We start from the raw sequence: 26,164 nt of genomic DNA on the forward strand, positions 1-26,164 counted from the left end.
CACGGTAGGCGCAGCGCCGTAGCCCCGCACACCGGGCGGATGCCCGTGGTTGCGCGGAGAATCGGAGCATGGACCTGCCGGTGATGCCGCCCGTGAAGCCGATGCTCGCCAAGTCCGTGGCGAAGATCCCGCCGGACATGCACTACGAGGCCAAGTGGGACGGTTTCCGGGCCATCGTCTACCGGGACGGCGCGGAGCTGGAGATCGGGAGCCGCACGGGCAAGCCGCTGACCAGGTACTTTCCGGAGCTGGTCGAGGCGCTGCTCGATCGGTTGCCGGAGCGCTGTGTGATGGACGGCGAGATCGTGATCGCCCGGGACGGCCGGCTCGACTTCGACGCGCTCACGGAGCGGATCCACCCGGCGGACTCGCGGGTCCGGACACTCGCCGAGCGGACCCCGGCCTCCTTCGTGGCGTTCGACCTGCTGGCGCTGGCCGACGAGTCGCTCCTCGACGTCCCGCTGGGCGACCGGCGCGCGCTGCTGGTGACGGCCCTGGCCGGGGTGACCGCGCCGGTGCACCTGGCGCCGGCCACCACGGACCGCGAGGTGGCGCAGCGGTGGTTCGAGCAGTACGAGGGCGCGGGTCTCGACGGGGTGGTCGCCAAGCCGCTCACGCTGCCGTACCTGCGGGACGAGCGGGCCATGTTCAAGATCAAGCACGAGCGGACGGCGGATGTCGTCGTCGCCGGGTACCGCTTCCACAAGAGCGGGCCGGTCATCGGGTCGCTGCTGCTCGGCCTCCACGACGACCGGGGCACGCTCCAGCACGTCGGGGTGAGCGCCGCGTTCACGATGAAGCGGCGCGCGGAGCTGGTGGAGGAGCTGGAGCCGCTGCGTCTGGAGGACGCTTCGGAGCATCCGTGGGCGGCCTGGGCCGAGGAGTCCGCGCACGAGTCGGCGCGGCTGCCGGGCGCGCCGAGCAGGTGGTCGGCGAAGAAGGACCTGTCGTGGGTGCCGATCAGGCCCGAGCGTGTGGCGGAGGTGGCGTACGACCACATGGAGAACGGCGCCCGGTTCCGGCACACCGCCCGGTTCCGCCGATGGCGCCCGGACCGGACCGCGGAGAGCTGCACGTACGGGCAACTGGAGGAGCCGGTGGGCTACGACCTGGCGGAGATCCTCGGGCCGCAGGACTGACCGCGAGGGGTGGAACGGCGGCCTCCGCGGTTCCGTTTCACTCTCCTCCGATCATCTCGCTGAGCCGATCGGCCCAGTCGACGCGCGCAATCAGAAACGATCGGGTATGGCCACCGATGAACTGATGAACGCACAATCGATGGCACGAGACGGGTGGCACGGTGGGCATGCGAAAGATGGTGCGGACGCGGCGCGGCGCGTGGACGGCGGCGCTGCTGGCGGTCACGGTGACGGGCTCCCTGATGGCGGGTTGCACCGCGGGGGACGGCAGGGGCGGCAGCCCGACCGACGACGGCAGGGCCCGGGTGCCGAGCCCCAGCCCGAGCGACAGTGCGAGCGCCTCCGCGAGCACCGGCTCGGTGCTCGCGGTGAAGATCGACAACGTGGCCGCGGCCCGTCCGCAGACCGGCCTCGACGCGGCGGACGTGGTGTACGCGGAGCAGGTCGAGGGCGGTCTGAGCCGGCTGATGGCGGTGTTCGCGAGCACCTTCCCGAAGGCCGTCGGCCCGGTGCGCAGCGCCCGTGAGTCGGATCTGGAGCTGCTGAGGCAGTTCGACGAGCCGACGCTCGCCTTCTCGGGGGCCCAGCACAAACTGCTGCCGCTGATCGACAAGGCGCCGCTGCACCCACAGCTCCCGGGGAAGGTGCCGGACGCCTGGTTCCGGGGCAACGACAAGGCCGCGCCGCACAACCTCTATCTGCGCCCGCAGCGGCTCGTCGGGGACGCGCCGGGCGACGCCGCGCTGAGCACGGGCTTCCGCTTCGGCCCGGCGCCCGACGGAGGGACCCCGGAGACCTCCCGTACGGTGCGGTTCCCGTCGGCCCGGTTCACCTTCACCTGGTCCGCCGAGCGGGGGCGCTGGACGGTGGCCATGGACGGCACGCCGACCGTCACCACGGAGGGCACGTCGGTCGCGCCGGCGACGGTGGTCATCCAGCACGTCAAGGTGCGCACGTCCCAGTACCACGACGTCCTCGGCAACAACACGCCGTACACCGAGTCGGTCGGTTCGGGCACCGCGACGGTGCTGCGCGACGGCCGCGCCTACGACGCCGACTGGAAGCGGTCCGACGCGTCGCACGGGACGGAGTTCACGACGCCGGACGGCGCGCCGATGAACTTCGCCCGCGGACAGGTCTGGGTCGTCCTCGCCAAGGCGTGAGCGCGGACGGCGGGCCGGTCGCTACTGCCGGACGCCGAGGGGTTCCGCGGGGTTGCGGAGCCCCTCGGCGGCGTCCGAGACCCGCTGGATGAGGCCGAAGAAGAGGGTCTGCTCCTCGGCGGAGAGCGGGCCGAGGAAGACCTGGTTCATCCGCGCGGTGCGCACGGTCAGCTTGCGGTGGGTGCGCAGCCCCTCGTCGGTGAGCCGGAGCTGGAAGCGCCGGCCGTCCTGCGGATCGCGCACCTTGTCGAGCAGTTCGCGGCGCCCGAGCCGGCTGATGACCTCGGCGATGGTGGACCGGTCGAGCCCGACCCGCTCCCCCACCGTGCGCTGATCGAGGCCGGGCTCGGCGACCAGCGCGTTCAGGACAGCGAACTGGGGCGAGGTGATCTCCTCGGAGACCATCGTGTTCCACAGCAGGTAGTGGGCCTGCTGGAGTCGCCGGGCCAGGTGCCCGGGGTGGGTGGAGAGGTCCACCGCGGCCATGTGCGCTCCTCGGGTTCCCGGACGCGCTTCCGGCCACGCGCCACCAGGTACGAAATCGTCTGTGTACTGAACGATACCCGTCCGTCCGTCGACCGTCCCACCCCGCGACCGCGTCACAGCAGGTCCTTCACGCCCGGTATTGACGTTCGGGAGCCACGGTGGCAGCGTGTGGGAAACCTCGAAGAAATAATCAGTGCCCTGAGTAATTGAGGGACCGGGCGCTCGGGAGAGATGGGGCCTGTCGGATGGACAAGGTGGTCGCCACGGCGCTGGAGGCGGTGGCCGATGTGCCGGACGGCGCGACACTCGCGGTCGGCGGCTTCGGCCTCAGCGGTGTGCCGAACGTGCTGATCGAGGCGCTCCACGAGCGCGGGGTCCGGGAGCTCGGCGTGGTCTCCAACAACTGCGGAGCCATGGAGTCCGGGCTCGCGGTCCTGCTGGCCGCGGGACGGATCGCCCGCGTCACGGGCTCCTACATCGGGGCGAACAAGGAGTTCGCGCGGCAGTACCTGGCGGGCGAGCTGGAGGTCGAGATGATCCCGCAGGGCACGCTCGCCGAGCGGCTGCGCGCGGGCGGCGCCGGGATCCCCGCCTTCTACACACCCGCCGGGGTCGGCACCCAGGTCGCCGAGGGCGGCCTGCCCTGGCGGTACGACGGCGCGGGGGGCGTCACGCTGGCCTCCCCGCCGAAGGAGGTGCGCGACTTCGACGGCACCCCGTACGTACTGGAGCGCGGCATCCGCACCGACTTCGCGCTGGTCCGCGCCGCGAAGGGCGACCGGCACGGCAACCTCGTCTTCAACAAGTCCTCGCGGAACTTCAACCCGCTCGCGGCGATGGCCGGCCGGGTGACGATCGCCGAGGTCGAGGAGCTGGTCGAGCCGGGTGCGATCGACCCGGACGCGGTGCATCTGCCGGGCATCTTCGTGCAGCGGGTCGTGGCGCTCTCCCCCGCGCAGGCGAACGCCAAGATGATCGAGAAGCGGACGGTCTCGGCGCCCGCCGCCGACGGAAGGGTGAGCGGCTGATGGCCTGGAGCAGGGAAGAGATGGCGGCCCGCGCCGCGCGCGAACTCGCCGACGGACAGTACGTGAACCTCGGCATCGGCCTGCCGACGCTGATCCCCAACCACCTCCCCCCGGGCGTCGAGGTGATCCTGGAGTCGGAGAACGGCATCCTGGGCACCGGCCCCTACCCCGCCGAGGACCAGGTCGACCCCGACCTGATCAACGCCGGCAAGGAGACCGTCACGGTCCTGCCCGGTGCCGCGTACTTCGACTCCGCGCTGTCCTTCGGCATGATCCGCGGCGGTCACATCGACGTGGCCGTGCTCGGCGCGATGCAGGTCTCGGCCGGCGGTGACCTCGCCAACTGGGCCGTCCCCGGAAAACTGATCACCGGCATCGGCGGCGCGATGGACCTGGTCCACGGCGCCCGCACGGTCATCGTGGTGATGACCCACACCGCGAAGGACGGTTCACCGAAGATCCTGCGGGAGTGCGAGCTTCCGCTCACCGGGAAGGCGTGCGTGGACCGGATCATCACGGACCTCGGCGTCCTCGACGTCACCGGGGAAGGACTGGTGCTGGTGGAGACCGCCCCCGGTGTCACGGTCGAGGAGATCGCCGCGAAGACCGCCGCGGAAGTCCGCGTCACAGAGGAGATCCCGTCGTGAAGGACGTCTACGTCGTCGACGCCGTACGGACACCGATCGGCCGGTACGGCGGTTCGCTGGCCGGGGTGCGGCCGGACGACCTGGCGGCCCACGCCATCAGTGAACTCCTCGCCCGCACCCCGGACCTGGATCCCGCGCGGATCGAGGACGTGTACTTCGGCAACGCCAACGGAGCGGGCGAGGAGAACCGCAACGTCGGCCGGATGGCCGCGCTCCTCGCCGGACTGCCCACCTCCGTGCCGGGCGTGACGGTCAACCGGCTCTGCGCCTCCGGCCTTGAAGCCGTCGTACAGGCCGCCCGCGCCGTCGCCGTCGGCGACGCCTCCATCGTCCTGGCCGGCGGCGTCGAGTCGATGACCCGCGCGCCCTACGTCCTGCCCAAGAGCGACCGCGCGTTCCCCGCCGGGCACACCGAGATGTACTCCACCACGCTCGGCTGGCGCATGGTCAACTCGCGGATGGACCCGCAGTGGACCATTCCTCTCGGGGAGTCCGCCGAACTCATCGCCGACAAGCACGAGATCACGCGTGAGCGGCAGGACGAGTTCGCCCTCGCCAGCCATCGCAAGGCGGAACAGGCCCGGCGCGAGGGCCTGTTCGACACGGAGATCGCCCCGCTGACCCTCCCGGCGCGCAAGGGCGACCCGGTCGTGTTCGGCGCCGACGAGTGCGTGCGCGCGGACGCGTCCCTCGACGCCATGGCCCGCCTCAAGCCGTCCTTCCGCCCGGAGCACGGCACGGTGACCGCCGCGAACGCCTCGCCCCTCAACGACGGCGCCGCCGCCCTGCTGCTGGCCGACGAGGAAGGGCTCGCGGCCACCGGTCGCGAACCCCTCGCCCGGGTCCGCTCGACCGGCGTCTCGGCGATCGAGCCGCAGTACTTCGGACTCGCCCCCGTCGAAGCCGTGCACCGTGCGCTCGCCAAGGCAGGAAGGCGATTTGCCGACCTGTCGATTCTGGAGCTGAACGAGGCGTTCGCCGCGCAGGTGCTCGGATGCCTCGCGGAATGGCCCGAGTTCGACCCCGCCGTCCTCAACCCGCAGGGCGGCGCCATCGCCCTCGGTCACCCCCTCGGCGCCTCCGGCGCCCGCCTCGCCGGCACCGTCGCCCACCAACTCGCCCGCGCGGGCGGTGGTGTCGGTGTCGCCACCCTCTGCATCGGCGTGGGCCAGGGCCTCGCCCTCGTCCTCGAACGCTAGGAAGTCGAGATGGCTCTCACTCAGTCGGACATCGACGTCGAGATCACGGATCTCCAGGACGCGTACGACAAGGCGGTCGCCGGCGGCGCGCCCGTACGGCACCACCCCGCACGCGACTACCCGCCCTACCGCAGCTCCCGGCTCCGCCATCCCCGGCAGCCGCTGGTCGCCGTGAGCGGCGACCCCGAGACCGTCGAACTGTCGGGCCCGGTCTTCGGAGTCACCGACATAACGGAGATCGACAACGACCTCACCCTGCAGCACCGGGGCGAGCCGATCGGCGAGCGGATCACCGTCTCGGGCCGGCTCCTCGACCGCGCGGGCCGACCGGTGCGCGGCCAGCTCGTCGAGATCTGGCAGGCCAACGCGGCCGGCCGGTACGCCCATCTGCGGGAGCAGCACCCGGCACCGCTCGACCCCAACTTCACCGGTGTGGGACGCACACTGACGGATGATCAGGGACGGTACGCCTTCACGACCATCAAACCGGGACCGTACCCGTGGGGCAACCACACCAACGCCTGGCGGCCCGCCCACATCCACTTCTCGGTGTTCGGCACGGCGTTCACGCAGCGGCTGATCACCCAGATGTACTTCCCGAGCGACCCGCTGTTCGGCTACGACCCGATCCTGCGGTCCGTGACGGACGAGGCGGCCCGCGGCCGGCTGGTCGCCGCCTACGACCACGGTCTCTCCCGGCCCGAGTTCTCCATGGGCTACAGCTGGGACATCGTCCTCGACGGTCCCTCCGCCACCTGGATCGAGGAAGGCCGTTGAACATGACCGAGCGGTTGCTCCCCACCCCGTCCCACACCATCGGCCCCTTCTACGGCCACGCGCTGCCCTTCCCGGGCGGCGGCGCCATAGCGCCCGAAGGCCACCCCGACACCATCACCCTGCACGGACACGTCCTCGACGGGGCGGGTGTGCCGATCCCCGACGCCCTGCTGGACTTCTGGCAGGCGGCGCCCGACGGCTCCCTGGCCGGCGTCCCGGGTTCCCTGCGCCGCGATCCGTCGACGGGCGGTTTCCTCGGCCGCAACGGCGTCGACTTCACGGGCTTCGGCCGCGTCGGCACCGACGCCGACGGTCACTACGCTCTGCGCACGCTGCCGCCGGGGAACCCCGGGCTGCCGTACATCAGCGTCTGCGTGTTCGCGCGCGGTCTGACCCACCACCTGTTCACCCGCGCCTATCTGGCCGACGGCGCGGACCCGCTGCTGGACGCGTTGCCGGACGGGCGGCGCGCCACGCTGATCGCGGCCGAGGACGCCCGTCGGACGTACCGTTTCGACATCCGTCTTCAGGGCGAAGGCGAAACGGTCTTCCTGGAGTTCCAGTGACAGCTGTCGACCCCGTCGCGTCCGACACCGGCCTGCTCGCCCCCGGGTGGGCGGGCTCCCCCGCGTCGGCACAGACGAGCGACACCGCGTATCTGCGGGCCCTGCTCGACGCCGAGGCGGCGCTGACCCGGGCCCAGGCGTCGCTCGGGCTGGCCCCGGCCGAGGCCGCGGCGGCGGTGTCCGAGGCGGCCGGCGGGGCGGCCTTCGACGTCGCGTCGATCGCGCTGCGCGCCCGGTCCGGCGGTAACCCGGTGATCCCGCTGGTCGCGGACCTGACCGCCGCCGTCGTCGCGGAGCACGCGCCCTACGTGCACCGGGGCGCGACCAGCCAGGACATCCTGGACTCCGCCACCATGCTGGTCGCCGCCCGCACCCTGGACGTGCTCCTCGGCGACCTGGACCGCACGGCGCGGGCGCTGGCCCGGCTGGCGGAGGAACACCGCGACACCGTGCTCCCGGGCCGTACCCTCACCCAGCACGCGGTGCCCACGACCTTCGGGCTGAAGGCGGCGGGCTGGCGCTCGCTGGTGCTCGACGCCCGGGACCGTGTACGGGCCGTACGGTCGTCGCTGCCCGCCCAACTCGGCGGCGCCGCAGGCACCCTGGCCGCCTTCACCGCGTTCGGGGCGGACGACGCACGGGGCCTGACCACCGCGTACGCCCGCGAACTCGGCCTCGCCGACCCGGTGTTGCCGTGGCACACCCTGCGGACCCCGGTCGCCGACCTGGCCGGCGCGCTGGCGTTCACGGCCGGTGCACTGGGCAAGACGGCCGTCGACGTCCTCACCCTGTCCCGCACGGAGATCGCCGAACTGGCCGAAGGGTCGGGCGGCGGCTCGTCCGCGATGCCGCACAAGGCGAACCCGGTGCGCGCCACCCTCATCGCCGCCGCGGCGCGCCGGGCACCGCTGCTCGCGGCCACGCTGTACGGCGCGCTGGCCGCCGAGGACGAGCGTCCGGCCGGGGCCTGGCACGCCGAGTGGGAGCCGCTGCGCGACCTGCTCCGGCTGGCCGGCGGAGCGGCGGCGGAGGCGGCCGAACTCGCCGAAGGGCTGCGGGTGGACGCCGCGGCCATGCGTGAACACCTGGACCTCACCCACGGGTTGATCGTCTCCGAACGGCTGGCCGCCGAACTCGCTCCGTTGCTCGGCCGGGCCCGCGCCAAGGAGCTGCTGACCCGGGCCGCCGGGCGCGCCGTCTCCGAGGGGCGGCCGCTGGCGGACGTGCTCGGCGAGGAACCCGACCTCAAGGACCTCGCCGCGTCCGACCTCGCGGACCTCACCGACCCCACCCGTTACACGGGCTCCGCCGGGGCCCTCACCGACCGTGCTCTGGAGCGACGTTGACCGGGAAGATCCTCAACCACCGCGCCGAAGGCCCCCTCACCGCTCCCCCGCTGCTCCTGGGGCCCTCGCTCGGGACGTCGACCGGGCTGTGGGACGGTCTCGCACCCGAACTGTCCGTCACCCACAGCGTCGTGCGCTGGGACCTTCCCGGGCACGGCGGTTCGCCGGGCCATCTGATCGGGCCCGGCGCGACGGTCGCCGACCTGGCGGGGCTCGTGCTGAAGCTGGCCGACGTGCTCGGCATCGAGCGGTTCGCCTACGCCGGTGTCTCGCTGGGCGGCGCGGTGGGCCTGCACCTCGCGGTCCACCACCCCGAGCGGCTCACCTCCCTCGCCGTGATCTGTTCCTCCGCCCACTTCAACGGGTCGAAACCGTGGGAGGAGCGGGCCGACCTGGTGCGCCGCGAGGGCCTCGCCCCGGTGGCCGCGAGCGCCGAAAGCCGCTGGTTCACCCCCGGCTTCACCGTGCCGGCCCTGGTCGAGGACCACCGCACCGCCGATCCCGCCGCGTACGCGGCCTGCTGCGACGCCCTCGCCGCGTTCGACATCCGGGACCGGCTCGCGTCGATCAGCGTGCCGACGCTGCTCGTCGCCGGGCGCGAGGATCCCGCCACACCGCCCGCTCATCTTCGGGAGATCGCGGACGCGGTGGCGGGCGCGACGCTCGTCGAGATCCCGGGCGCCTCGCACCTGGCGCCGGCGCAGCGTCCGGACGCTGTTCTGACGGCGCTGCGGACCCACCTCTCGGGGGACGCGGGACGGGGCATGGAGGTCCGCCGCCAGGTCCTCGGTGACGAACACGTGGACCGTGCGCAGGCCCGCCAGACACCTTTCACAGCACGGTTCCAGGACTTCATCTCGCGCTACGCCTGGGGCGAGATCTGGACCGATCCGACGCTGACGCGCCGGGAGCGCAGTCTGGTCACGCTGACCGCGCTGGTGGCGCACGGTCATCTCGACGAGCTGGCGATGCACGTCCGCGCGGCGCGGCGCAACGGGCTCACGCCGGAGGAGATCGGCGCGGTGCTGTTGCAGACGGCCGTCTACTGCGGTGTCCCCGCGGCCAACTCGGCGTTCGCCGTGGCCCAGCGGGTGCTGGCGGAGGACGACGGCGCGCCCTCGGAGTGACCCACGCGAGCGGACGGGGCGGGGCAGGCTGACGTTCGCCCCCTCCGCCCCATCCCCTCCCGGTCCTGGGGCTCCGCCCGGACCCCGCTCCTCGAACGCCGGAGGGGCTGCCCTTGCCTACAGGCCGGCCAAGGCCCGTTCCGCCTGCGTCACGAGGCCGTCGGCGCCGCTGGTGCGGGCGAGCGTCAGGCCCTTGTTGAGCTCGGTCACCGAGCGGGAGGCGACGCCGTACTCGATGCGGGCCGCCGCGTGCTCGTACTGGCAGGGCGAGGACTCCAGATAGGTGACCGCCTGCGCGGCGAGCCGGACGGCGCGCTGGCCGGTCTCCAGAGCGGCGGCGCAGCGGAGTGCCTCGCCGATCGCCGTGTCGGTGCCGAACCGCTCGGCCTGGCGACGTGCCTCGGCCGCGAGAGCCGCCGCACGGGACGGGTCCTCCGTGGCGAGCGCTCTGGCGAGGTCGACGGCCCAGGGCGCGAGCACCGTGTTGTGGTGACCGCGCGCGGTGGCCGCCTTCTCCGCCGCCTCCAGTTCGTTGACGCCCTCCTTGGTGCGGCCGAGGGCGATCAGTAGCCGGCCGCGGACGGAGCGGGTGTCCGGGAGGACGATGGTGGAGGGGTACGGCGGTGCGAAGCCGTAGCGTTCGGCGATCTCGGCCGCCTGCTGGACGTGACCGCGGGCCAGCAGGGTGTCGATGAGGCCGCAGGTCGCCGACCAGTACAGCGGCAGTCCGCGTCCGACGCGCTCCGCGAGCCGCAGGGACTCGCGCTGGTAGTGCTCGGCGTCGGCGAGCCGGCCCCTGCGGCGGTGGGCGAGTCCGAGGTAGGCGTTGGCCAGGGACAGATGGCCGCCGCTTCAGCCGGCCTTCACATAGGCGCGCAGGGCTTCGCTGAACAGGCTCTCGGCCCGGTCGAGCCGGTCGGCGTAGGCGTACGCGCTGCCCAGCATCAGCAGGAGTTCGACACCCCACTCGGTGTCGGTCCAGCCGAGTCCGGGTGCGAGGCGGCCGTTGACGAGGGCACGGTCGCAGAGTTCCACGACCTCCTCGGCGTTCTCGCCGCGGGTCATCGCGTCGAAGCCGCGCAGTATCAGCACGGCGCGCTCGGAGTTGTCGCGTCCGGAGCACGTCGCGGCGAGTTCGGCGAGGCCGCTGGAGTGTCCGGAGCGCTCCTCGCCGGCGTGGATGCCCTCCCACATGTAGTGCACGGCCTGCAGCCGCATCCGGGCGGGTCCCGGCGTGAGCCGGTCCACTTCGGCGTCGACCGTGCGGACGGCCTCGTCGAGCTGGTTGTTGTGCAGCAGCGCCTGGGAGAGCCGGAAGACGGCGTCCACGCGGACGGTGTCCTCCAGGCCGGGCCGTTCGAGCGCGGCGCGCAGGTGGGCGATGGTCGTGGACGGCGCGGTCAGGAGGGTGGCGCAGCCCAGTTCGTAGAGCAGCAGCGCGTGCACCTCGGGCAGCGGCGGCTCCTGCAGGGCACGCTCCAGACAGCGTCGGGCGGCGTCCGGGGCGCCGACGGCGAGGTGTTCGCGGGCGGCCTCGCGCATCTGCTCGACGAGTTCGGGGTCGTCGTCCGGGTGCACTTCGAGGAGGTGCCGGGAGGCCGCCGCGGCCCCGCGTCCCGACTCGGTGACGGCCCAGGCCGCCTGCCCGTGCATCGCGGTGCGCAGGGCGTCCGGGATCGAGCGGTAGACGGCGGTCGCGATCAGCGGGTGCACGAACTCCAGGTCGCCCTCGGGACCGTGGCCGTTCGTCGATTGAGTGGTCGTCAGGATGCGCGCCGCGGCGAGGAGTTCGGCGCAGCGCTGGGCCTCGTCGTCGGGCATTCCGGCGAGTTGGCCGGCGAGGTCGAGGGAGATGCCGGTGCCGAGGATGGCGGCCGCCCAGGCGAACCGGGTGGCGTCGATGCCGAGTCCTTCGAGGCGGGCGACGAGTCCCCGGCCGCGCGCCGAGCGGTTCAGGTCGCGCAGTTCGGCCGCCGAGCCCTCGCCCGGTTCGAGGTCGCTGTCCTGGACCTTGGCGAGGAGTTCGACCGTCTCGTAGGGGTTGCCGCCGGTGACCGCCCAGACCTCGCGGCAGAAGGGTGCGTCCGCGTGCTCCCCGAGCGTGGCGCGGGTGAGGCCCTCGGTCGCGACCGGGGTGAGCGCGCTCAGCGTGGAGATCGGGAGGGCCGCTGCGGCGACGGCGTCGAGCAGCCGGGCGCTCTCGCCGCTGACCCCGCCGGGCCTGCGGGCGACCACGACAAGGACGGACAGGTCGTCGAGGCGCTCGGCGAACGCGGCGAGCCAGCGCAGGGTCTCCTGGTCCGCCCAGTGCGCGTCGTCGATGAGCAGGACGAGCGGCCAGTCGCGCTTGGCGAGCCGGCGCACCGCGGCGACCAGTCCGTCGCAGACGCCCTGCGGGTCGGGCTGCCGGTCGCCCGGTTCGGTTATGCCGAGGGCGGGGCCCGCGATGTCGTACCAGTCGCCGAGGTACTCGCGCGCCTCCTCCGGAAGCAGCGAGACGAGGGCGGGCTGCAACAGATGCCGTACGACGTTGAAGGGGACGGACGTGACGGTCTCGCCGCCGCGCGCCGACCACACCGAACAGCCGTTCCGCTCCGCGATGCGGCGCGCCTCGGCGAGGAGAGCCGTCTTGCCGAGGCCCGCGTCGCCGCTGAGCACGAGCAGACTGCCCGAGGTCGCGGAGTCCGCGCGCAGCGCGGTGATCGCCGCTTCGAGTGTGGAGACCTCCTCGTCGCGCTCCCACAGGGAGGCCGAGGCGACCGCTCCGGGCCGTACCTCCGTCATCCCGCTCCCTCCCCACGGTCGCCCAAACGACGTACAGGGAACGAGCCTAGCCGCCTGGACGCCTTGGCGGAGGCGGGACCCGTCACCAGTTGCCGAGACGAGTGACGGCGATGTATTGGAGGCGACGCCCCGGAGCCCCCGACGACCGTTGTGAAAGTTATTGACAGTCGACCACCCGGGAATTGACGCTAACTTTCCAACATCGTTTCGCCGAGGGCCGGCAGCGACCGGCCCCCGCACGCCTCCGGGAGGAACCGGCATGAGCGCCCCCGCGCACGACTCCGACCTGCGCGCCGTCCGGCCCGGGCAGTCCCGCAGAGCCCTGCTCGCGGGATCCGTGGGCAACTTCATCGAGTGGTACGAGTTCGGCGTCTACGGCTATTTCGCCACGATCATCGCCGCCCGCTTCTTCACGCCGGAGGGCGGCAGCGAGATCGAGGGCCTGGCGAAGACCTATGCGTCCTTCGCGCTCGCGTTCTTCTTCCGGCCCGTGGGCGCCGCGCTGTTCGGACGGCTCGGCGACCGTGTCGGGCGACGGCCCGTCCTCATCACCGTCATCGTCGTGATGTCGGCCGCGACCACGTTGATCGGCGTCCTCCCCACGTACGCCACCGTCGGCGCCCTCGCACCGTGGCTGCTCACCTTGCTTCGCGTGGTCCAAGGCCTGTCCGCGGGAGGGGAGTTCGGCGGTGCGGTGTCGGTGATGACGGAGTTCGCGCCACCGGGCCGCCGTGGCCTGTACGGCTCGTGGCAGTCGTTCACCGTGGCGCTCGGCCTGCTGGGCGGCGCCGGAGTGGCGGCGCTGCTGGCCACCGTGCTCAGCGAACCCCAACTCGACTCCTGGGGATGGCGGTTGCCGTTCCTGCTGACCCTGCCGCTCGGTCTCGGCGCACTGTGGCTCCGGCTGCGACTGGACGAGACGCCGTCGTTCCGGCGGGAGCACACGGAGCGGGAGGCGTCGGCGGACGGGCCCGCGCCCGGACAGCCTCCGGCGCGCGAGGTGGCGTGGTCCGTCGCCCTCGGCGCGGCCCGGGTCATGGGCTGGGCCGCCGCCGGCTACACCTTCCTCGTGGTGCTCCCGTCGTACCTCCAGAGCACTCTGGGCGCCAGTTTCCGGCAGGCGCTGCTCGCCACGGTCGTCGCCAACCTGGGCTTCGCCGCCACGATCGTCCCCGCCGGGCTGCTCAGCGACCGGATCGGCCGCCGTCCCGTCATGCTCACCGGGGCCCTGCTCGTCACCGCACTCTCGGTCCCCCTCCTCGACCTCCTTCAGGACAGCGGCACTTCGAACACCGTGAAGGGGCTCGCCGTCCTCGTGGCGGGCGCGGTCGTCGGGCTGATGGCGGGACCGGGACCCGCGATGCTCTCGGAGATGTTCCCGACGAGCGTGCGCTACACGGGACTCGGACTCGCCTACGCCCTGTCCAATGCCGTGTTCTCGGGCTGCGCCGGACTCATCATCACGGAAACCGTGAAGCGGACCGGGAGCGTCGACATTCCCGGGTACTACGCGGCGGCGGCCTGTGCCGTGAGCGCGCTGGCACTCGCCACGCCCCGTACGAGGAAGGGAAGGTGAGCGTGTGCGGGTCATCGGCCTGATGTCCGGGACGTCGTACGACGCGATCGACGCGGCGGCGGCCGATCTGGACCTGGACGGCGACGCCCTCGTCCTGCGGCCCCTCGGGCTGGTCAGCGAGGGATACGAACCGGAACTGCGCGACCTGCTCACGGCGGCGCTGCCGCCGGCCCCGACCGGCCTGGCCGACGTGTGCCGTCTGGACACCCTGATCGGCCGCGCGTTCGCGGCGACGGCCGTCCGCGCGGCCCGTGAGCTGTGCGACGGAGAAGCCGACGCGATCGCCTCGCACGGCCAGACCGTCTACCACTGGGTGGAGAACGGACAGGTGCACGGCACGCTCCAGCTGGGACAGCCCGCCTGGATCGCCGAGGCCACGGGCCTGCCGGTCGTCGCCGACTTCCGGCCGCGCGACATCGCCGCCGGAGGCCAGGGAGCCCCCCTGGTGAGCCTGGTCGACCTGCTGTGGCTGCGCGGCAGGCCCGGGACCCCGGTGGCGCTCAACCTCGGGGGCATCGCCAACCTCACCGCGCCGGACGGGACCGCCTTCGACACCGGCCCCGCCTGCGCGCTCCTCGACGCGGCGGCCCGGGGCCTGAGCGGAGGACGTCTCGACCACGACGTGGACGGGGCTCTCGCCGCCCGCGGCACCGTCCACGAGCCGCTGCTCCGACGGCTGCTGGCGGAGCCGTACTACGCGCTGCCCGCGCCCAAGACGACCGGCAAGGAGCTGTTCCATCTCGGTTATCTGCGCGACGCCCTCGCGGGGTTCGGGACATTGACCGCCGAGGACGTGATCGCCACCCTCACCCGACTCACCGCCGTGACCGTCGCGGACGCCGTCCGGTCGGTGGGTGCCACGGAGGTGATCGCCTCCGGCGGCGGCACCCGCAACCCGGCCCTCATGGCGATGCTGGGTGCGCGGCTCCCCGGCGTGGCGGTGCGCACCTCCGACGAACTGGGGCTGCCGTCGGCGGCGAAGGAGGCGTACGCCTTCGCGGTCCTCGGCTTCCTGACCCTGCACGGTCTCGCGGGCACGGACCCGGTGAGCACCGGCGCCCGCCGTCCGAGCGTGCTCGGCTCGCTGACCCCGGGCCGGGACGGCCTGCGGCTGCCCCCGCCGGCGGAGCGGGCCCCGGTGCGGCTCGTCCTGAAGTGACCCCGGCGGCCCGGGAGGGGAACCCTCTCATCCGCCTTTCACCCGGGGCTCATACGGTGGGTCCATGACGCAGGTGACTCCCCCCGGCTGGTATCCCGACCCCGGGCAGACAAGTGACGCTCCCGCCGCCGAGCGCTGGTGGGACGGTAAGACATGGACGGACCAGGTCCGCGCCGTCGGACCGGCCGCTCCCTGGGGTCCCCCGGCCCATCCGCCGGCAGCGCCCCATCCGGCACCGCCGGGGTCCCGCAGGCGCGGACTGCGCACGGGCATAGCGGTCGTCGCGGCCATCGCCGTCCTCGCGGGGATCGGCGGCTGCGTGTACGCCCTGACCAAGGACGACGGCGGCAGCTCCGCCTCCCGTGACCCCGCAGGCCAGGGCGCACCGGGCGTCCAGGGCGGCCCGAGCGGTGGCCCGAACGGGCAGGGCGGTTCCGGCGGTGAGGGCGGGTCCGGCGGCGCTCCCGGGGACTCCGGAGGATCCGGCGGCTTCGGCGAGCAGAGCCCGGCGCCCGGCCAGTCGGGACAACCGCAGACCGAGGCCGGCTTCGCCACGGACTCCTACAACGGCATCAGCATCCCGGTGCCGGACGGCTGGACCGGCCAGGACGGCACGGGCAGCGCGACGGTCTCCACCAAGGACACCTACAAGTGCCCCGGTGACACCTCGCAGAAGTGCCAGCGCGGCGGCGCCTATTCGGCTCCCGCCAAACTCCAGGGCCTGAAGGGGAAGACCCCGGAGGCGGCGGCCAAGGAGGACATCTCCAAGAACGCCACGGAGTCCTACGGCAAGGGCTACGGCTCGATCACCTCGCACAAGGAGCTGGCCTCCAAGGCGGTGACGGTGGCCGGCCGGAAGGGTTATCTGGTCCGCTGGAAGGTCGCGACGAGCAAGGGCGACGACGGGTACGTCGAGTCGCTCGTCTTCCCCTCCCCCGCCGACCCCTCCGCTCTCGTGGTCGTCCGCTTCGGCGTCGACGTCAGTTCCAAGGCGCCCGAGCTGTCGACGATCGACACCATCACCAAGGGCATCAAGGTGGCCTCGGGGACCGGCGGCGACGGGCAGAACGTCTAGGACGTCAGCGAGTCCTTCGGAGCGGCGCGGGTCCGTGGCGTACGGCACGGACCCGCGCCGCGTCCCACCGCCGTACCCGCGCGGGCGGCCGCGTCCCGCCGCCGTCGTCCGTCACCGCCGGTGATCGCGTCCCGGCGTCCTCGTGCCCGCATGAAGGAGCGGGGCCCCGGACATGGTTCGGCCGGGTGGAGCGCCCCTCCGCTCAAGGGGAACCCCACCCGGCCGGGGGGTGTGCGCCGCCCCCGTCCCCACGGTGCGGCGCGTGACAGGCCGTCGTCCGGTCATCCCGCGGACGGCGGCCTGAGTCTCAGGTCAGGCCAAGGGCCGGCAGCACGACCGCCTCCACGAACTGTGTGAGATACGCCGCGTCCGCGTACTGGCCCTCCAGGAGCGGGCGTACCCGCAGGACGCCGAGCATCTGGGCCGGTACGAACTCCAGCGCCGGATGGTCGGCGGCGATCTCACCGCGCTCGACGCCACGGGCGATCATCTGCCGCAGCTCGACGACCTCGGGTTCGACCAGCTCGTCGCGGAGCGCCTGCTGGAGCTCCTTGTCCTGCATCACGGCGTTGCCGAGGCCCTGGAGCAGCTGGGTGCTGTCCCGGCCCGCCCATTCGCCCGCGGCCCGGGCCGCCTCCCGCAGATCGCCGGCGAGCGAGCCGGTGTCGATCCCCGTGAACCGCGGACAGCGGTTGTTGCGCAGCGCGGCGGCCACGAACTGGGGCTTCGTACGCCACTGACGGTAGAGCGTGGACTTGCTGCAGCGGGTGCTGGCGGCGACGCCCTCCATGGTGAGCGCCTCGTAGCCGCATGCGCGGATCTGTTCGAGCACGGCGTCGAAGAACTCCTGCTCACGCTCGGGCGTGATCTTGGAGCGGCGCGAGGCGACGACCGTCTCCGGTCCGTCCGCGGCCTGCGACGTCATGGCGCTTCTCCTCGCTGCATCCGGTCTCGTGCGGGTGTCGTGCTGCACACACTCTAATCGATACGCCACTGTACCGGTACTGCCCCGTATCGGTACACTGGCGTATCGGTACACTGTCGTATCGATGAGCCTTGGACAGGATCCACTCCTCCGGACCGGACGCCGAGTGGAGCCTGTCCTGGGCTCACCACGCACCACCCCACGCACGATCGTCAGCAAGGGGGCCGGGGGATGGATTCCCGAACCGAGCCTGCAGTTTCCGCATCCGAGTCCGCACCGGAACCGGAGCCGCCCGACGCGGCCGCACCCGCGAGGGCGCCGCGCGGCGTCCTCGCGCGGGCGCACGCCGGCGAGCGCCGGATCGGGCCGGCCGCGGGCGACCGCGCGGCGCGACCGCCGCTCGTGCGCGAGCTGCTGCTCGTCGTCGGCCTCTTCGTCGTCTACAAGGTCGGGCGCCAGCTGGCCACCGGCCACACGGCGGAGGCGTTCGCCAACGCTCACCGGGTGTGGGACGCCGAGCGCTCCCTCCACCTGCCGGGTGAAGGCGCCGTCCAGACCGCCCTGTTGCACAGCGACACCCTCGTGCACATCGCGAACACCTACTACGCGACCGTGCACTTCCCGGCCACCGCGGCCTTCCTGGTCTGGCTCTATCTGCGGCGCCCCACGCACTACGTGTGGGCACGCCGGGTCCTCGCCCTGGTCACCGCCGCCGCCCTGGTCGGGCACCTCACCTTCCCGCTCGCCCCGCCGCGGCTGCTCGGGGAGTCCGGCCTCCTGGACACCGGGCAGTTGTTCGGGCCCTCCGTGTACGGGGCGCACCCGGCGACCGACGCGATGGCGAACCAGTTCGCCGCCATGCCGTCGTTGCACTTCGGCTGGGCGCTCATGGTCGCGATCGGGCTGATCGCGGCGACCCGGTCGCGCTGGCGCTGGCTGTGGCTGCTGCATCCGCTGCTGACGCTGCTGGTGATCGTGGGCACCGCGAACCACTACTGGCTCGACTCGGTCGTCGCGGCCGCGCTGCTGGGCGTCGCGCTCGCCGTGGTCCACGCGCCGCGCCGCACGGCGACGACCGCGGTCCGGGACCAGGGGCACGGACGCGCCAGGATCCCGGCGCAGGACCGGCCCGAGCTGGTCGGAGCGGGACGATGAATCCGACCATGGCCGCCATCGTCCTGTCCCTGTTCTCCGCCGTCGCCTACGCCGCCGCGGCCGTCTCGCAGGAGCGGCTCGCCGCCCGGTCGGGCGGCTCGGGCACGCTGCGTCTGCTGGCGAACGGCGCCTGGTGGTGGTCCGTGGTGCTGAACGCCGCGGCCGCGCTGCTGCACGTCGCCGCCCTCAAGTACGGAACGCTCACCCTGGTGCAGCCGCTCGGCGCGCTCACCCTGGTCGCGGCGGTCCCGCTGGGCGCCCGGGTCGCCGGCCGGAAGGTCAGCCCGGTCGAGTGGCGCGGTACGGCGCTCACCCTGATCGGCCTCGCCGCCCTGCTCGTCACGGCGTCCGGGCCGGCGCCCGACGACGTGCTCAGCCTGCCGCAGGCGCTGGGCGTGGCCGGTACGACCGCCGTGCTCATCGGCGCCCTGGCGCGCGGCGCGCGGCCCGGGCTGCGGCACGCGACGGCCTCCGGGTTCGCCTCGGGTGTCGCCTCCGCCCTCACCCAGACCGTGACGGTGGCCGCGACGGACCGTTCGGACTCGCTGCTGAGCGCCCAGGTGATCGTGGTGGCGCTGCTGGTCGCGGTCTTCGCGGCGGGCGGACTCCTGCTGTCGCAGACCGCCTATCAGGGCGGACTCGGCGCACCGCTGGCGGTCGTGACCCTCGCCAACCCGCTGGCCGCCGCCGTGATCGGTCTGTCGCTGCTCGGCGAACGTCTGCAGGGCGGGGTGGCGGGTGTCCTGCTCGCGCTGGCCGGGGCGTCCGTCGCGGGCTGGGGTGTGGTGACGCTGTCCCGCTCGGCTCCGGAACCGGCCGTGCTGGCGGAACCGGCCGTCGACGACGACCATCCGGTGGCGGCGGTGCTGGCACTGGAACCGGGAACGGCGACCTACGAGCCGTCCCTGCTCCCGCAGCGGCCCAGCCCGGGACACCTCACGTCCCTGTAGTCAGGACCGCGCGCGGAACGGACGCCGCGCCACAGCGGGGAACGGAAGGGCGGTCGCGGAGAGATCCGCGACCGCCCTTCCGTACGTCCGGGCCGCAGGCCCGGTCGGTTCATCCCAGTCCGCGGGAGTCCTGCTTGAGCGCCGTGTCGACGGTGAGCGCCGTCGCGACGACGAGGCTCAGCAGGGGCTCGGGGAGCTGGAAGTGGATCTGCAGGACGTAGTTGTCCGCGGTCGTGAACATGGTCTTGGCGAGGCCTTCCCAGGTCTTCGTGATCCGGGCCACCTCGTTGTCGGCGTGGTCGACGATCGCGAAGTTCCAGGCCCGCCAGTTCTCCGCCTTGATGGCGCCGACCTGCCGGCCGTCGGCGTTGATCGCGAAGTTGATCTTGCCGATCATGTTCTGCTGGACGATCTCGCCGACCGGCGAACCGTCCGGACGCGTGACGATCACCCGCGACTTGATGAACTTCGCGGGACGCGTCAGCAGCAGCTGCGGCTGTCCGTGCGCGTCACGGATCTCCAGCTTGTGCGTCATGTACTGGTCGAGGCTGGAGACGAAGCGCAGGAACTTCTTGAACGCGTTCTGCCCGACCTGGACGACCGAACCGATCAGGTTGCCCTGCTGGTCCATGACCTTGTACTCGTTGGTCAGCTCGATCAGCTTGGCCTTCTGGTTCACCACCAGGACCGGCTCGGTGAACAGGCTGCCGCCGCCGACGCCGCCCGCGGCGACTCCGGCCTGCTGCTGCACCTGACGCTGCACGCGCGGGTCGGAAGCCGGCGCGGCCTGCTGGGGAAACGCCTGCTGCTGCGCCTGGGCCTGCTGCGGAACCTGCTGCGCGGCCGGGGCCTGCTGGTCCGCATTCGTGTGGTCGGTCCACTGCGAACCGTCCCAGTAACGCAACGCCTGGGGCGTTCCGTTCGGGTCCGGGTACCAACCTGCAGGAGTGTTCGAATGCGTGGTCACCGGGGCACACTACCGTGACATGGCCGGAAATCAACCGGCAGTCGGGTGGGCATCAGACGGTGATGAGAGCCGGGTCGCTGACGCCCGCCCGGCCGTTCTCGACATGTCCGGCGAATCGCCGCAGAAAGCCCGCGTCCGTGTCGGAGGCCACGCTCAGGTCGTACCAGCGCTTGCTCGCCCGCAGGTCCACCGTGTGCTTCACGGTCGCCCCCGCCTTCACCCTAAAGACCTGGGCCTGCCCGCCGTACCGGCTGGTGAGCCTCAGGTTCGCCGTGGCCGTCCCCTTGTTGGTGAACGTCAGCTCGACGTCGTTGCCGGCATGGCGGGCCGTGACCTCGGGGCCGGCCGTCTTGCCGGCACCCTTGAAGGTGCGCAGGAATCCGTTCGGACCGTGCACCGTGAGGTCGTACGAGCCGTTCGAGTACGCCGAGTTCCAGGTGTCGGCGACCGTCTTGCCCGCCTCGGTGGTGTACGTCCAGGGGCCGTCGGTGCGGTTTCCGGACGTGACGAGGAAGGCGGCGCCCGCCTTGGCGCCGGAGCCGAAGGTGAGGGTGAACGTGCCGGCCGCGGTGTCGGCCGAACCGTCCACGAGGGGCGCGTACTTGAGGGGCCGGGCCGGACGCGAGCCGCGCTCCTGCTTGGGGAGCGCCGGGTTCGCCGGCGGGGTCGGCACGTAGTCGGGGTGGCGGTCGTGGTCCGGCGGCCGGTAGCCGTCGGTGTCGGGCAGCGCGACCGGCTTGGTGTCCTGGTGCGCGAAGTCGAAGGCGGCGGTGAGGTCACCGGTGATCGCGCGGCGCCAGGGCGAGATGTTGGGCTCGCGCACCCCGAACCGGGCCTCCATGAATCGGATGATCGATGTGTGGTCGAGCGTCTCGGAGCAGACGTAGCCGCCCTTGCTCCAGGGCGAGACGACGAGCATCGGCACCCGCTGGCCGAGCCCGTAGGGTCCGGCGGCGTGGCTCGCGTCCCCCTTGTACAGGTCGGGGCCGACGTCGACGGTGGACTTGCCCTGCGCGGCGGACTGCGGAGGGAACGGCGGCACCAGGTGGTCGAAGAAGCCGTCGTTCTCGTCGTACGTGATGAACAGCGCCGTCTTGCTCCACACCTCGGGGTCGGAGGTGAGCGCGTCGAGGACCTGGGAGATGTACCAGGCGCCGTAGTTGGCGGGCCAGTTGGGGTGTTCGGTGAAGGCCTCGGGGGCGGCGATCCAGGAGATCTGCGGCAGCGTGCCACCCGACACATCGGCCCGCAGCCGGTCGAAGAAGCCCTCACCCTTGGTCGCGTCGGTGCCGGTGCGCGCCTTGTCGTAGAGCGGGTCGCCGGGCTTTGCGTCGCGGTACTGGTCGAAGTAGAGCAGCGAGTTGTCGCCGTAGTTGCCGCGGTAGGCGTCGGAGATCCAGCCCCAGGAACCGGCCGCGTCGAGGCCGTCGCCGATGTCCTGGTAGATCTTCCAGGAGACCCCGGCCGCCTCCAGCCGCTCGGGGTACGTCGTCCAGCTGTAGCCGGCCTCGTCGTTGCCGAGGACCGGGCCGCCGCCCTTGCCGTCGTTGCCCGTGTAACCCGTCCACATGTAGTAGCGGTTCGGGTCCGTCGAGCCGATGAACGAGCAGTGGTACGCGTCACAGACGGTGAAGGAGTCGGCCAGCGCGTAGTGGAACGGGATGTCCTCACGCTTCAGATAGGCCATCGTCGTGGCCGACTTGGCGGGCACCCACTTGTCGTACCTGCCCTTGTTGAAGGCGGTGTGTCCGTCGCTCCAGCCGTGCGGCAGGTCCTGGATGAAGGCCAGCCCGAGGTCGTCCGCCTCGGGGTGGAAGGGGAGCACGTCCTTGGTGCCGTCCGACTGGTACCAGACGGACTTGGTGCCCGTCGTGGTCGCCGGGCGCGGGTCCCCGAAACCGCGGACGCCCTTCAGCGAGCCGAAGTAGTGGTCGAACGAACGGTTCTCCTGCATCAGGACGACGATGTGCTCGACGTCCTCGATCGTCCCGGAGCGGTGGTGCGCGGGCAGGGCCGCGGCGCGCTGGATGCTGTTCGACAGCGCGGTGAACGCCGCTGTGCCACCGGCGAGCTGGAGGAATCGGCGTCGATTCACTTGGGGCATGAGTGAGTAACCTCTTTGTCCTGACGGGCCGCCGTGGCCGCTTTTGATGAAACGTGCGCGAAGCGAGTGTTCCAAGAGCACCAAACGTCAGGAAAGGGCCCTGTGGCTCTTGCGTGAAACTCAGAGGTACGCGAGGCGAACGGTCCGGACAGGTCGTCAGGCATATCGGTGCCCGGGACGCGCCGGAGCGCGACTCCCGGACCGGCGGAGGCCGGACCGTTACGCGATACCCGTCCCACGGACCAGCAGCAGCGCCACGTCGACCACGGCGACGGCGACGGCCGCCGCGAACGCCGCCCGTTCCCGGCGGCGCCCCAGCAGCGTCCCCGTCACCGCCACCAGGGCGGCCAGCGCGAGCGCGGCGATCCCCCGTCCGCCGGGCGGTCCGGCCGGCCCCAGCACCAGCGTGGCGGAAGCGGCCACCAGCGGTACCGGCAGCAGCAGCCGGGCGCCGTCCGGGCCGAGCCGGTGCGGCCATCCCCGTACACCGATCGCCAGATCACCCCGGATGTCCGGCAGGACGTCACCGAGGTGGGCGCCGATCCCGAGGAGAGCCCCCGCGGTGACCGCCCACCAGGCCGGCCACGGCCGGCCCGGCAGGCCCAACGCCACGAACGCCGGCAGCGCCGCGAACCCCACCGCGTACGGCAACCAGGACCAGACGGTCGCCTTGAGCCGCAGGTCGTACGCCCAGGCCGCCGCGACTCCGGTCAGGTGGACGGCGCCCGCGAGGAGTCCGCAGGCCAACGACAGCGGCGCGCAGAGCGCCAGCGCCACGAACGCGGCCACCCACACCTCACCCACCCGGACGGTGCCGTCGACGACGGGTTTTCCGCGACGTCCCGCGGCGAGGTCCCGGTGCGCGTCGAACGCGTCGTTGCACCAGCCGACGGACAACTGGCCGGTCAGCGTGGCGAGGGCGGTCAGCACACAGCGGGCCGCACTCTGGCCCGCGGTCGCGGCGAGCGCGGTCGTCAACGCGGTGACCGCCACGACGGGCCCGGGGTGGCAGGACCCGATCAGACCGGCCACCCGGCCGGCCCACCTCGCCTCCGGGTGGCCGGTCGTCGACTGCCCGGGAGTGCCCACGCGGCCGATCGTAGGCGCGCTCGCCCCGCACCGGCCGCATGCGCGCCCGAAGGTGCGAACGTCCGTCCGGGCGAGCCGCCGGACGGGCGATCCCTGGTGGTGAGGGCGCGGTCCGGGGAACAGGTGCAGGCATCCACCCAGTCGGTCACCGGACGGGAACCACATGACGCGGATCGCCGCCGTTCACGGCGCCCTCGCAACCCACCGTCACGCCCAGTCCGAGATCACCGACATAGTGGCGCGCACCTGTCTGCCCGAGGGCGCCGACCGCCGGGTCCTGGACAGGCTCCACACCAGCGCGCAGGTCCGCTCCCGCCACACGACGCTGCCGCTCGACCGGTACGGGGAACTCGACGGGTTCGGCGCCGCCAACGACGTCTTCATCACGGCCGCCACCGACCTGGGCGCCAGGACGGTCCGCGAGGCACTGCACCGGTCGGGGTTCTCCCCCACCGACGTGGACCTGCTGATCTTCACCTCGGTCACCGGTATCGCCACCCCTTCGATCGACGCCCGGCTGGTCGGCCGCCTGGGACTGCGTCCGGACGTCAAGCGGCTTCCGCTGTTCGGCCTGGGCTGCGCCGGGGGCGCCGCCGGTCTGGCCCGTATGCACGACTACCTGCTGGGCCACCCCGACCAGGTGGCGGTCCTGCTCTCCGTCGAGCTGTGCACGCTCACGTTCCAGCGGAACGACGCCTCGATGGCCAACCTCGTCGCCACCGGCCTGTTCGGGGACGGGGCCGCCGCGGTCGTGGCCTGCGGCGCGGACCGCGCCCGGGCCGGAACCGGGAGCAACGGCAGCACCGCGAACGACGGCCCGACCGTCGTCGACACCCGCAGCCACCTGTACCCGGACACGGGACGCGTCATGGGCTGGGAGATCAGGACCTCCGGCTTCCGGGTCGTCCTCGATCCGCAGGTCCCCGACGTGGTGCGCCGCTATCTCGCCGAGGACGTCGAGGGGTTCCTCGGCGACCACGGTCTGAAGCCGAAGGACGTGACCGCCTGGGTGTGCCATCCGGGCGGCCCCAAGGTCCTGCACGCCGTCACCGAGGCCCTCGAACTCCCCGACAGCGCACTGGATGTGACATGGCGTCATCTGAGGGACGTCGGCAACCTGTCCTCGTCCTCGGTGCTCCACGTGCTGCGCGACACCCTCGCCGACCGCCGCCCGGCGCCGGGCACCCCGGGTCTGCTGCTGGCGATGGGACCGGGCTTCGCCTGCGAACTCGTCCTGCTGCGCTGGTAGTGGCCCGCACCGCCGAAGGACACAGGACGCAGGAATCATGATCTGGTACGGACTTCTCGTGGCCGCCGTCGCCGCCGAACGCGTCGCCGAACTCGTCGTCGCCCGCCGGAACGAACGCTGGAGCACCGCACGGGGCGCCACCGTCGCCGGGCAGGGCCACTACCCGGCGATGGTCGCCCTGCACACCGGCCTGCTGGCGGGGTGCCTCGCCGAGGTGTGGGCGGCCGGCCGGCCCTTCGTCCCGGCGCTCGCATGGCCGATGCTGGCCGTCCTCGCGGGCGCCCAGGCGCTGCGGTGGTGGTGCATCCGCAGCCTCGGCCCGCGGTGGAACACGCGCGTGATCGTCGTCCCCGGTCTGCCGCTGGTGGCGAGGGGCCCCTACCGCTGGCGCCGGCTGCGGCACCCCAACTACGTGGCGGTCGTCGCCGAGGGGGTGGCGCTGCCGCTCGTCCACACGGCCTGGATCACCGCGGTCGTCTTCACCGTCCTGAACGCGGCGCTGCTCACCGTGCGCGTCCGCTGCGAGAACCGGGTGCTGGAGTCCGCCACCGCACCGGCCGCTACGGTGCCGGCGTGATCGACGTGCTGGTGGCGGGCGGCGGGCCGGCCGGGCTGGCCGCCGCGGTGCACGCCGCGCTCGCGGGCCTGGAGGCCGTCGTCGTGGAGCCCAGGGTCTCGCCCGTGGACAAGGCGTGCGGGGAGGGCGTCATGCCCAGCGGTGTCGCGGCGCTGCGGGCGCTGGGGGTGGAGGTGGCGGGGCGCGACCTGCGCGGCATCCGGTACGTGGACGGGGCCGCCCGCGCCGAGGCACCCTTCCGCGGACAGCCGGGGCTCGGGATCCGCCGTACGGCACTGCACGCCGCGCTGCACCGGCGCGCTCTCGGTCTGGGAGTGCGCGTCGTCCAGGGCAAGGTCGGTGAGGTGCGCCAGAGCACGGACACGGTCACCGCCGCCGGGATCACCGCCCGTTGGCTGATCGCCGCCGACGGACTGCACTCCCCGGTGCGCCGCGGACTCGGGCTGGAACGCCCGGCCCGGCCGCACGGCCGCTACGGGCTTCGCCGGCACTTCCGCGTCGAGCCGTGGACGGACTTCGTGGAGGTCCACTGGTCGCGGCACGGGGAGGCCTACGTGACGCCGGTGGCCGACGACCTGGTGGGCGTCGCCGTCCTCAGCCGCACGCGTCGCCCCTACGACGACCATCTGGCCGACTTCCCCGGCCTCACGGCGTCGCTGCGCGGCCCCGCCGACACGAGTGTGCGGGGCGCCGGGCCGCTGCTCCAGCGCGTACGGCGCAGGGTCGCGGGCCGTGTGCTGCTCGTCGGGGACGCGGCGGGATACCTCGACGCCCTCACCGGTGAGGGCGTCGCGCTCGCGGTGGGGACCGCCGGGGCCGCCGTCCGCTGTCTGGCCGCGGGACGACCGGAGCGGTACGAGCGTGACTGGGCCGCTCTGACGCGTCGTCATCGTCTGTTGACCGGAGCTTTGTTGCGTGCGAGCAGCCGTCCGGGTGCCGCCCGGCTCATCGTCCCGGCGGCTTCCCGGATGCCCCCGGTCTTCGCGGCGGCGGTCCGGGCACTCCAGTAGCGCACCCGGGTCGAAGCGGGCGCTCCCGACCGCGGATCCGGCACGCGGAGGGCAGGGCGCGCCCCT

Annotated in this window: 22 protein-coding genes and 1 pseudogene; 17 read left to right on the forward strand and 6 right to left on the reverse strand. The window is 72.7% G+C overall.

What is annotated here, in order from left to right:
• Positions 1 to 68 precede the first annotated feature (68 nt).
• Positions 69 to 1,139, forward strand: coding sequence for an ATP-dependent DNA ligase (locus ACIRQH_RS34360; protein WP_388876815.1), 1,071 nt, complete (start codon positions 69 to 71; stop codon positions 1,137 to 1,139).
• 167 nt (positions 1,140 to 1,306) lie between these two features.
• Positions 1,307 to 2,302 carry a DUF3048 domain-containing protein gene (locus ACIRQH_RS34365; protein WP_358820738.1) on the forward strand — a complete coding sequence of 332 codons (996 nt, stop codon included), beginning with the start codon at positions 1,307 to 1,309 and terminating at the stop codon, positions 2,300 to 2,302.
• Positions 2,303 to 2,323: 21 nt separating this feature from the next.
• On the opposite strand, the gene ACIRQH_RS34370 is transcribed toward ACIRQH_RS34365, so the two are convergent.
• Positions 2,324 to 2,788: a MarR family winged helix-turn-helix transcriptional regulator gene (locus ACIRQH_RS34370; protein WP_388934675.1), complete on the reverse strand. Its 465-nt coding sequence runs from the start codon at positions 2,786 to 2,788 to the stop codon at positions 2,324 to 2,326.
• Between the two features lie 245 nt (positions 2,789 to 3,033).
• On the opposite strand from ACIRQH_RS34370, the gene ACIRQH_RS34375 reads away from it, so the two are divergent.
• Genes ACIRQH_RS34375 through pcaD form a run of 7 tightly spaced genes read left to right on the forward strand, consistent with a single transcriptional unit; the run spans position 3,034 to position 9,478 of the window.
• Entirely contained in the window at positions 3,034 to 3,816 is a 783-nt protein-coding gene (locus tag ACIRQH_RS34375) for a CoA transferase subunit A (protein ID WP_388876811.1), read from the forward strand.
• On the forward strand, positions 3,816 to 4,463 hold the full coding sequence (locus ACIRQH_RS34380) for a CoA transferase subunit B (RefSeq protein ID WP_388876808.1): 648 nt from the start codon (positions 3,816 to 3,818) through the stop codon (positions 4,461 to 4,463). The genes ACIRQH_RS34375 and ACIRQH_RS34380 overlap by 1 nt, the downstream gene beginning before the upstream one ends.
• The gene (locus ACIRQH_RS34385) at positions 4,460 to 5,662 is read left to right on the forward strand and encodes a thiolase family protein (protein ID WP_388934669.1); all 1,203 of its coding nucleotides are present in this window, start codon (positions 4,460 to 4,462) and stop codon (positions 5,660 to 5,662) included. The genes ACIRQH_RS34380 and ACIRQH_RS34385 overlap by 4 nt, the downstream gene beginning before the upstream one ends.
• 9 nt (positions 5,663 to 5,671) lie before the next feature.
• Entirely contained in the window at positions 5,672 to 6,439 is a 768-nt protein-coding gene (gene pcaH / locus ACIRQH_RS34390) for a protocatechuate 3,4-dioxygenase subunit beta (protein WP_358820743.1), read from the forward strand.
• 2 nt (positions 6,440 to 6,441) lie between these two features.
• Positions 6,442 to 7,005, forward strand: coding sequence for a protocatechuate 3,4-dioxygenase subunit alpha (pcaG, locus tag ACIRQH_RS34395; RefSeq protein WP_388876802.1), 564 nt, complete (start codon positions 6,442 to 6,444; stop codon positions 7,003 to 7,005).
• The gene (pcaB, locus tag ACIRQH_RS34400; RefSeq protein WP_358820745.1) at positions 7,002 to 8,351 is read left to right on the forward strand and encodes a 3-carboxy-cis,cis-muconate cycloisomerase; all 1,350 of its coding nucleotides are present in this window, start codon (positions 7,002 to 7,004) and stop codon (positions 8,349 to 8,351) included. The genes pcaG and pcaB overlap by 4 nt, the downstream gene beginning before the upstream one ends.
• Complete coding sequence (pcaD, locus tag ACIRQH_RS34405) at positions 8,348 to 9,478, forward strand: 3-oxoadipate enol-lactonase (RefSeq protein ID WP_388934662.1); 1,131 nt, start codon at positions 8,348 to 8,350, stop codon at positions 9,476 to 9,478. The genes pcaB and pcaD overlap by 4 nt, the downstream gene beginning before the upstream one ends.
• Before the next feature lie 117 nt (positions 9,479 to 9,595).
• Here pcaD and ACIRQH_RS34410 read toward each other — a convergent pair.
• Positions 9,596 to 12,262, reverse strand: a pseudogene (locus ACIRQH_RS34410) (ATP-binding protein).
• Positions 12,263 to 12,521: 259 nt separating this feature from the next.
• On the opposite strand from ACIRQH_RS34410, the gene ACIRQH_RS34415 reads away from it, so the two are divergent.
• The 3 genes from ACIRQH_RS34415 (at position 12,522) to ACIRQH_RS34425 (ending at position 16,072) form a co-directional block, all read left to right on the forward strand.
• The gene (locus ACIRQH_RS34415; protein WP_388876791.1) at positions 12,522 to 13,838 is read left to right on the forward strand and encodes an MFS transporter; all 1,317 of its coding nucleotides are present in this window, start codon (positions 12,522 to 12,524) and stop codon (positions 13,836 to 13,838) included.
• Positions 13,839 to 13,842: 4 nt separating this feature from the next.
• Positions 13,843 to 14,997 (forward strand): anhydro-N-acetylmuramic acid kinase, encoded by a 1,155-nt coding sequence (locus tag ACIRQH_RS34420; protein ID WP_388876788.1) that lies wholly within the window; start codon positions 13,843 to 13,845, stop codon positions 14,995 to 14,997.
• 64 nt (positions 14,998 to 15,061) lie between these two features.
• Positions 15,062 to 16,072, forward strand: a complete 1,011-nt coding sequence (locus ACIRQH_RS34425; RefSeq protein ID WP_388876785.1) for a DUF2510 domain-containing protein — start codon at positions 15,062 to 15,064, stop codon at positions 16,070 to 16,072.
• Positions 16,073 to 16,379: 307 nt separating this feature from the next.
• Here ACIRQH_RS34425 and ACIRQH_RS34430 read toward each other — a convergent pair whose 3' ends face one another.
• Entirely contained in the window at positions 16,380 to 16,997 is a 618-nt protein-coding gene (locus tag ACIRQH_RS34430; RefSeq protein WP_358820231.1) for a TetR/AcrR family transcriptional regulator C-terminal ligand-binding domain-containing protein, read from the reverse strand.
• Between the two features lie 231 nt (positions 16,998 to 17,228).
• On the opposite strand from ACIRQH_RS34430, the gene ACIRQH_RS34435 reads away from it, so the two are divergent.
• Together ACIRQH_RS34435 and ACIRQH_RS34440 are read left to right on the forward strand one after the other, a co-directional pair.
• Positions 17,229 to 18,152 (forward strand): phosphatase PAP2 family protein, encoded by a 924-nt coding sequence (locus tag ACIRQH_RS34435; protein ID WP_388876782.1) that lies wholly within the window; start codon positions 17,229 to 17,231, stop codon positions 18,150 to 18,152.
• Positions 18,149 to 19,102, forward strand: coding sequence for a hypothetical protein (locus tag ACIRQH_RS34440; protein WP_358820229.1), 954 nt, complete (start codon positions 18,149 to 18,151; stop codon positions 19,100 to 19,102). The genes ACIRQH_RS34435 and ACIRQH_RS34440 overlap by 4 nt, the downstream gene beginning before the upstream one ends.
• Positions 19,103 to 19,211: 109 nt before the next feature.
• Here ACIRQH_RS34440 and ACIRQH_RS34445 read toward each other — a convergent pair whose 3' ends face one another.
• From ACIRQH_RS34445 to ACIRQH_RS34455, 3 genes are all read right to left on the reverse strand, one after another.
• Positions 19,212 to 20,069 (reverse strand): phospholipid scramblase-related protein, encoded by an 858-nt coding sequence (locus ACIRQH_RS34445; protein WP_388876779.1) that lies wholly within the window; start codon positions 20,067 to 20,069, stop codon positions 19,212 to 19,214.
• Between the two features lie 52 nt (positions 20,070 to 20,121).
• Positions 20,122 to 22,173 carry a phosphocholine-specific phospholipase C gene (locus tag ACIRQH_RS34450; RefSeq protein ID WP_388876776.1) on the reverse strand — a complete coding sequence of 684 codons (2,052 nt, stop codon included), beginning with the start codon at positions 22,171 to 22,173 and terminating at the stop codon, positions 20,122 to 20,124.
• A 219-nt stretch (positions 22,174 to 22,392) separates the two neighbouring features.
• Positions 22,393 to 23,262 (reverse strand): UbiA family prenyltransferase, encoded by an 870-nt coding sequence (locus ACIRQH_RS34455; RefSeq protein ID WP_388876773.1) that lies wholly within the window; start codon positions 23,260 to 23,262, stop codon positions 22,393 to 22,395.
• 163 nt (positions 23,263 to 23,425) lie between these two features.
• Between ACIRQH_RS34455 and ACIRQH_RS34460 the strand changes: the two genes are divergently transcribed.
• Genes ACIRQH_RS34460 through ACIRQH_RS34470 form a run of 3 tightly spaced genes read left to right on the forward strand, consistent with a single transcriptional unit; the run spans position 23,426 to position 26,098 of the window.
• On the forward strand, positions 23,426 to 24,511 hold the full coding sequence (locus tag ACIRQH_RS34460; RefSeq protein ID WP_388876770.1) for a type III polyketide synthase: 1,086 nt from the start codon (positions 23,426 to 23,428) through the stop codon (positions 24,509 to 24,511).
• A gap of 37 nt (positions 24,512 to 24,548) precedes the next feature.
• Positions 24,549 to 25,088, forward strand: a complete 540-nt coding sequence (locus ACIRQH_RS34465) for an isoprenylcysteine carboxyl methyltransferase family protein (RefSeq protein WP_388876767.1) — start codon at positions 24,549 to 24,551, stop codon at positions 25,086 to 25,088.
• A complete protein-coding gene (locus ACIRQH_RS34470; RefSeq protein ID WP_388934651.1) occupies positions 25,085 to 26,098 on the forward strand; it encodes an NAD(P)/FAD-dependent oxidoreductase in 1,014 nt (337 codons plus the stop codon). Before ACIRQH_RS34465 ends, ACIRQH_RS34470 begins: the two co-directional genes overlap by 4 nt.
• The last annotated feature ends 66 nt before the right edge of the window (positions 26,099 to 26,164 follow it).

It is taken from the genome of Streptomyces sp. NPDC102279 (genome assembly GCF_044766365.1).
In the GTDB taxonomy this organism is placed as follows: Bacteria; Actinomycetota; Actinomycetes; order Streptomycetales; family Streptomycetaceae; genus Streptomyces.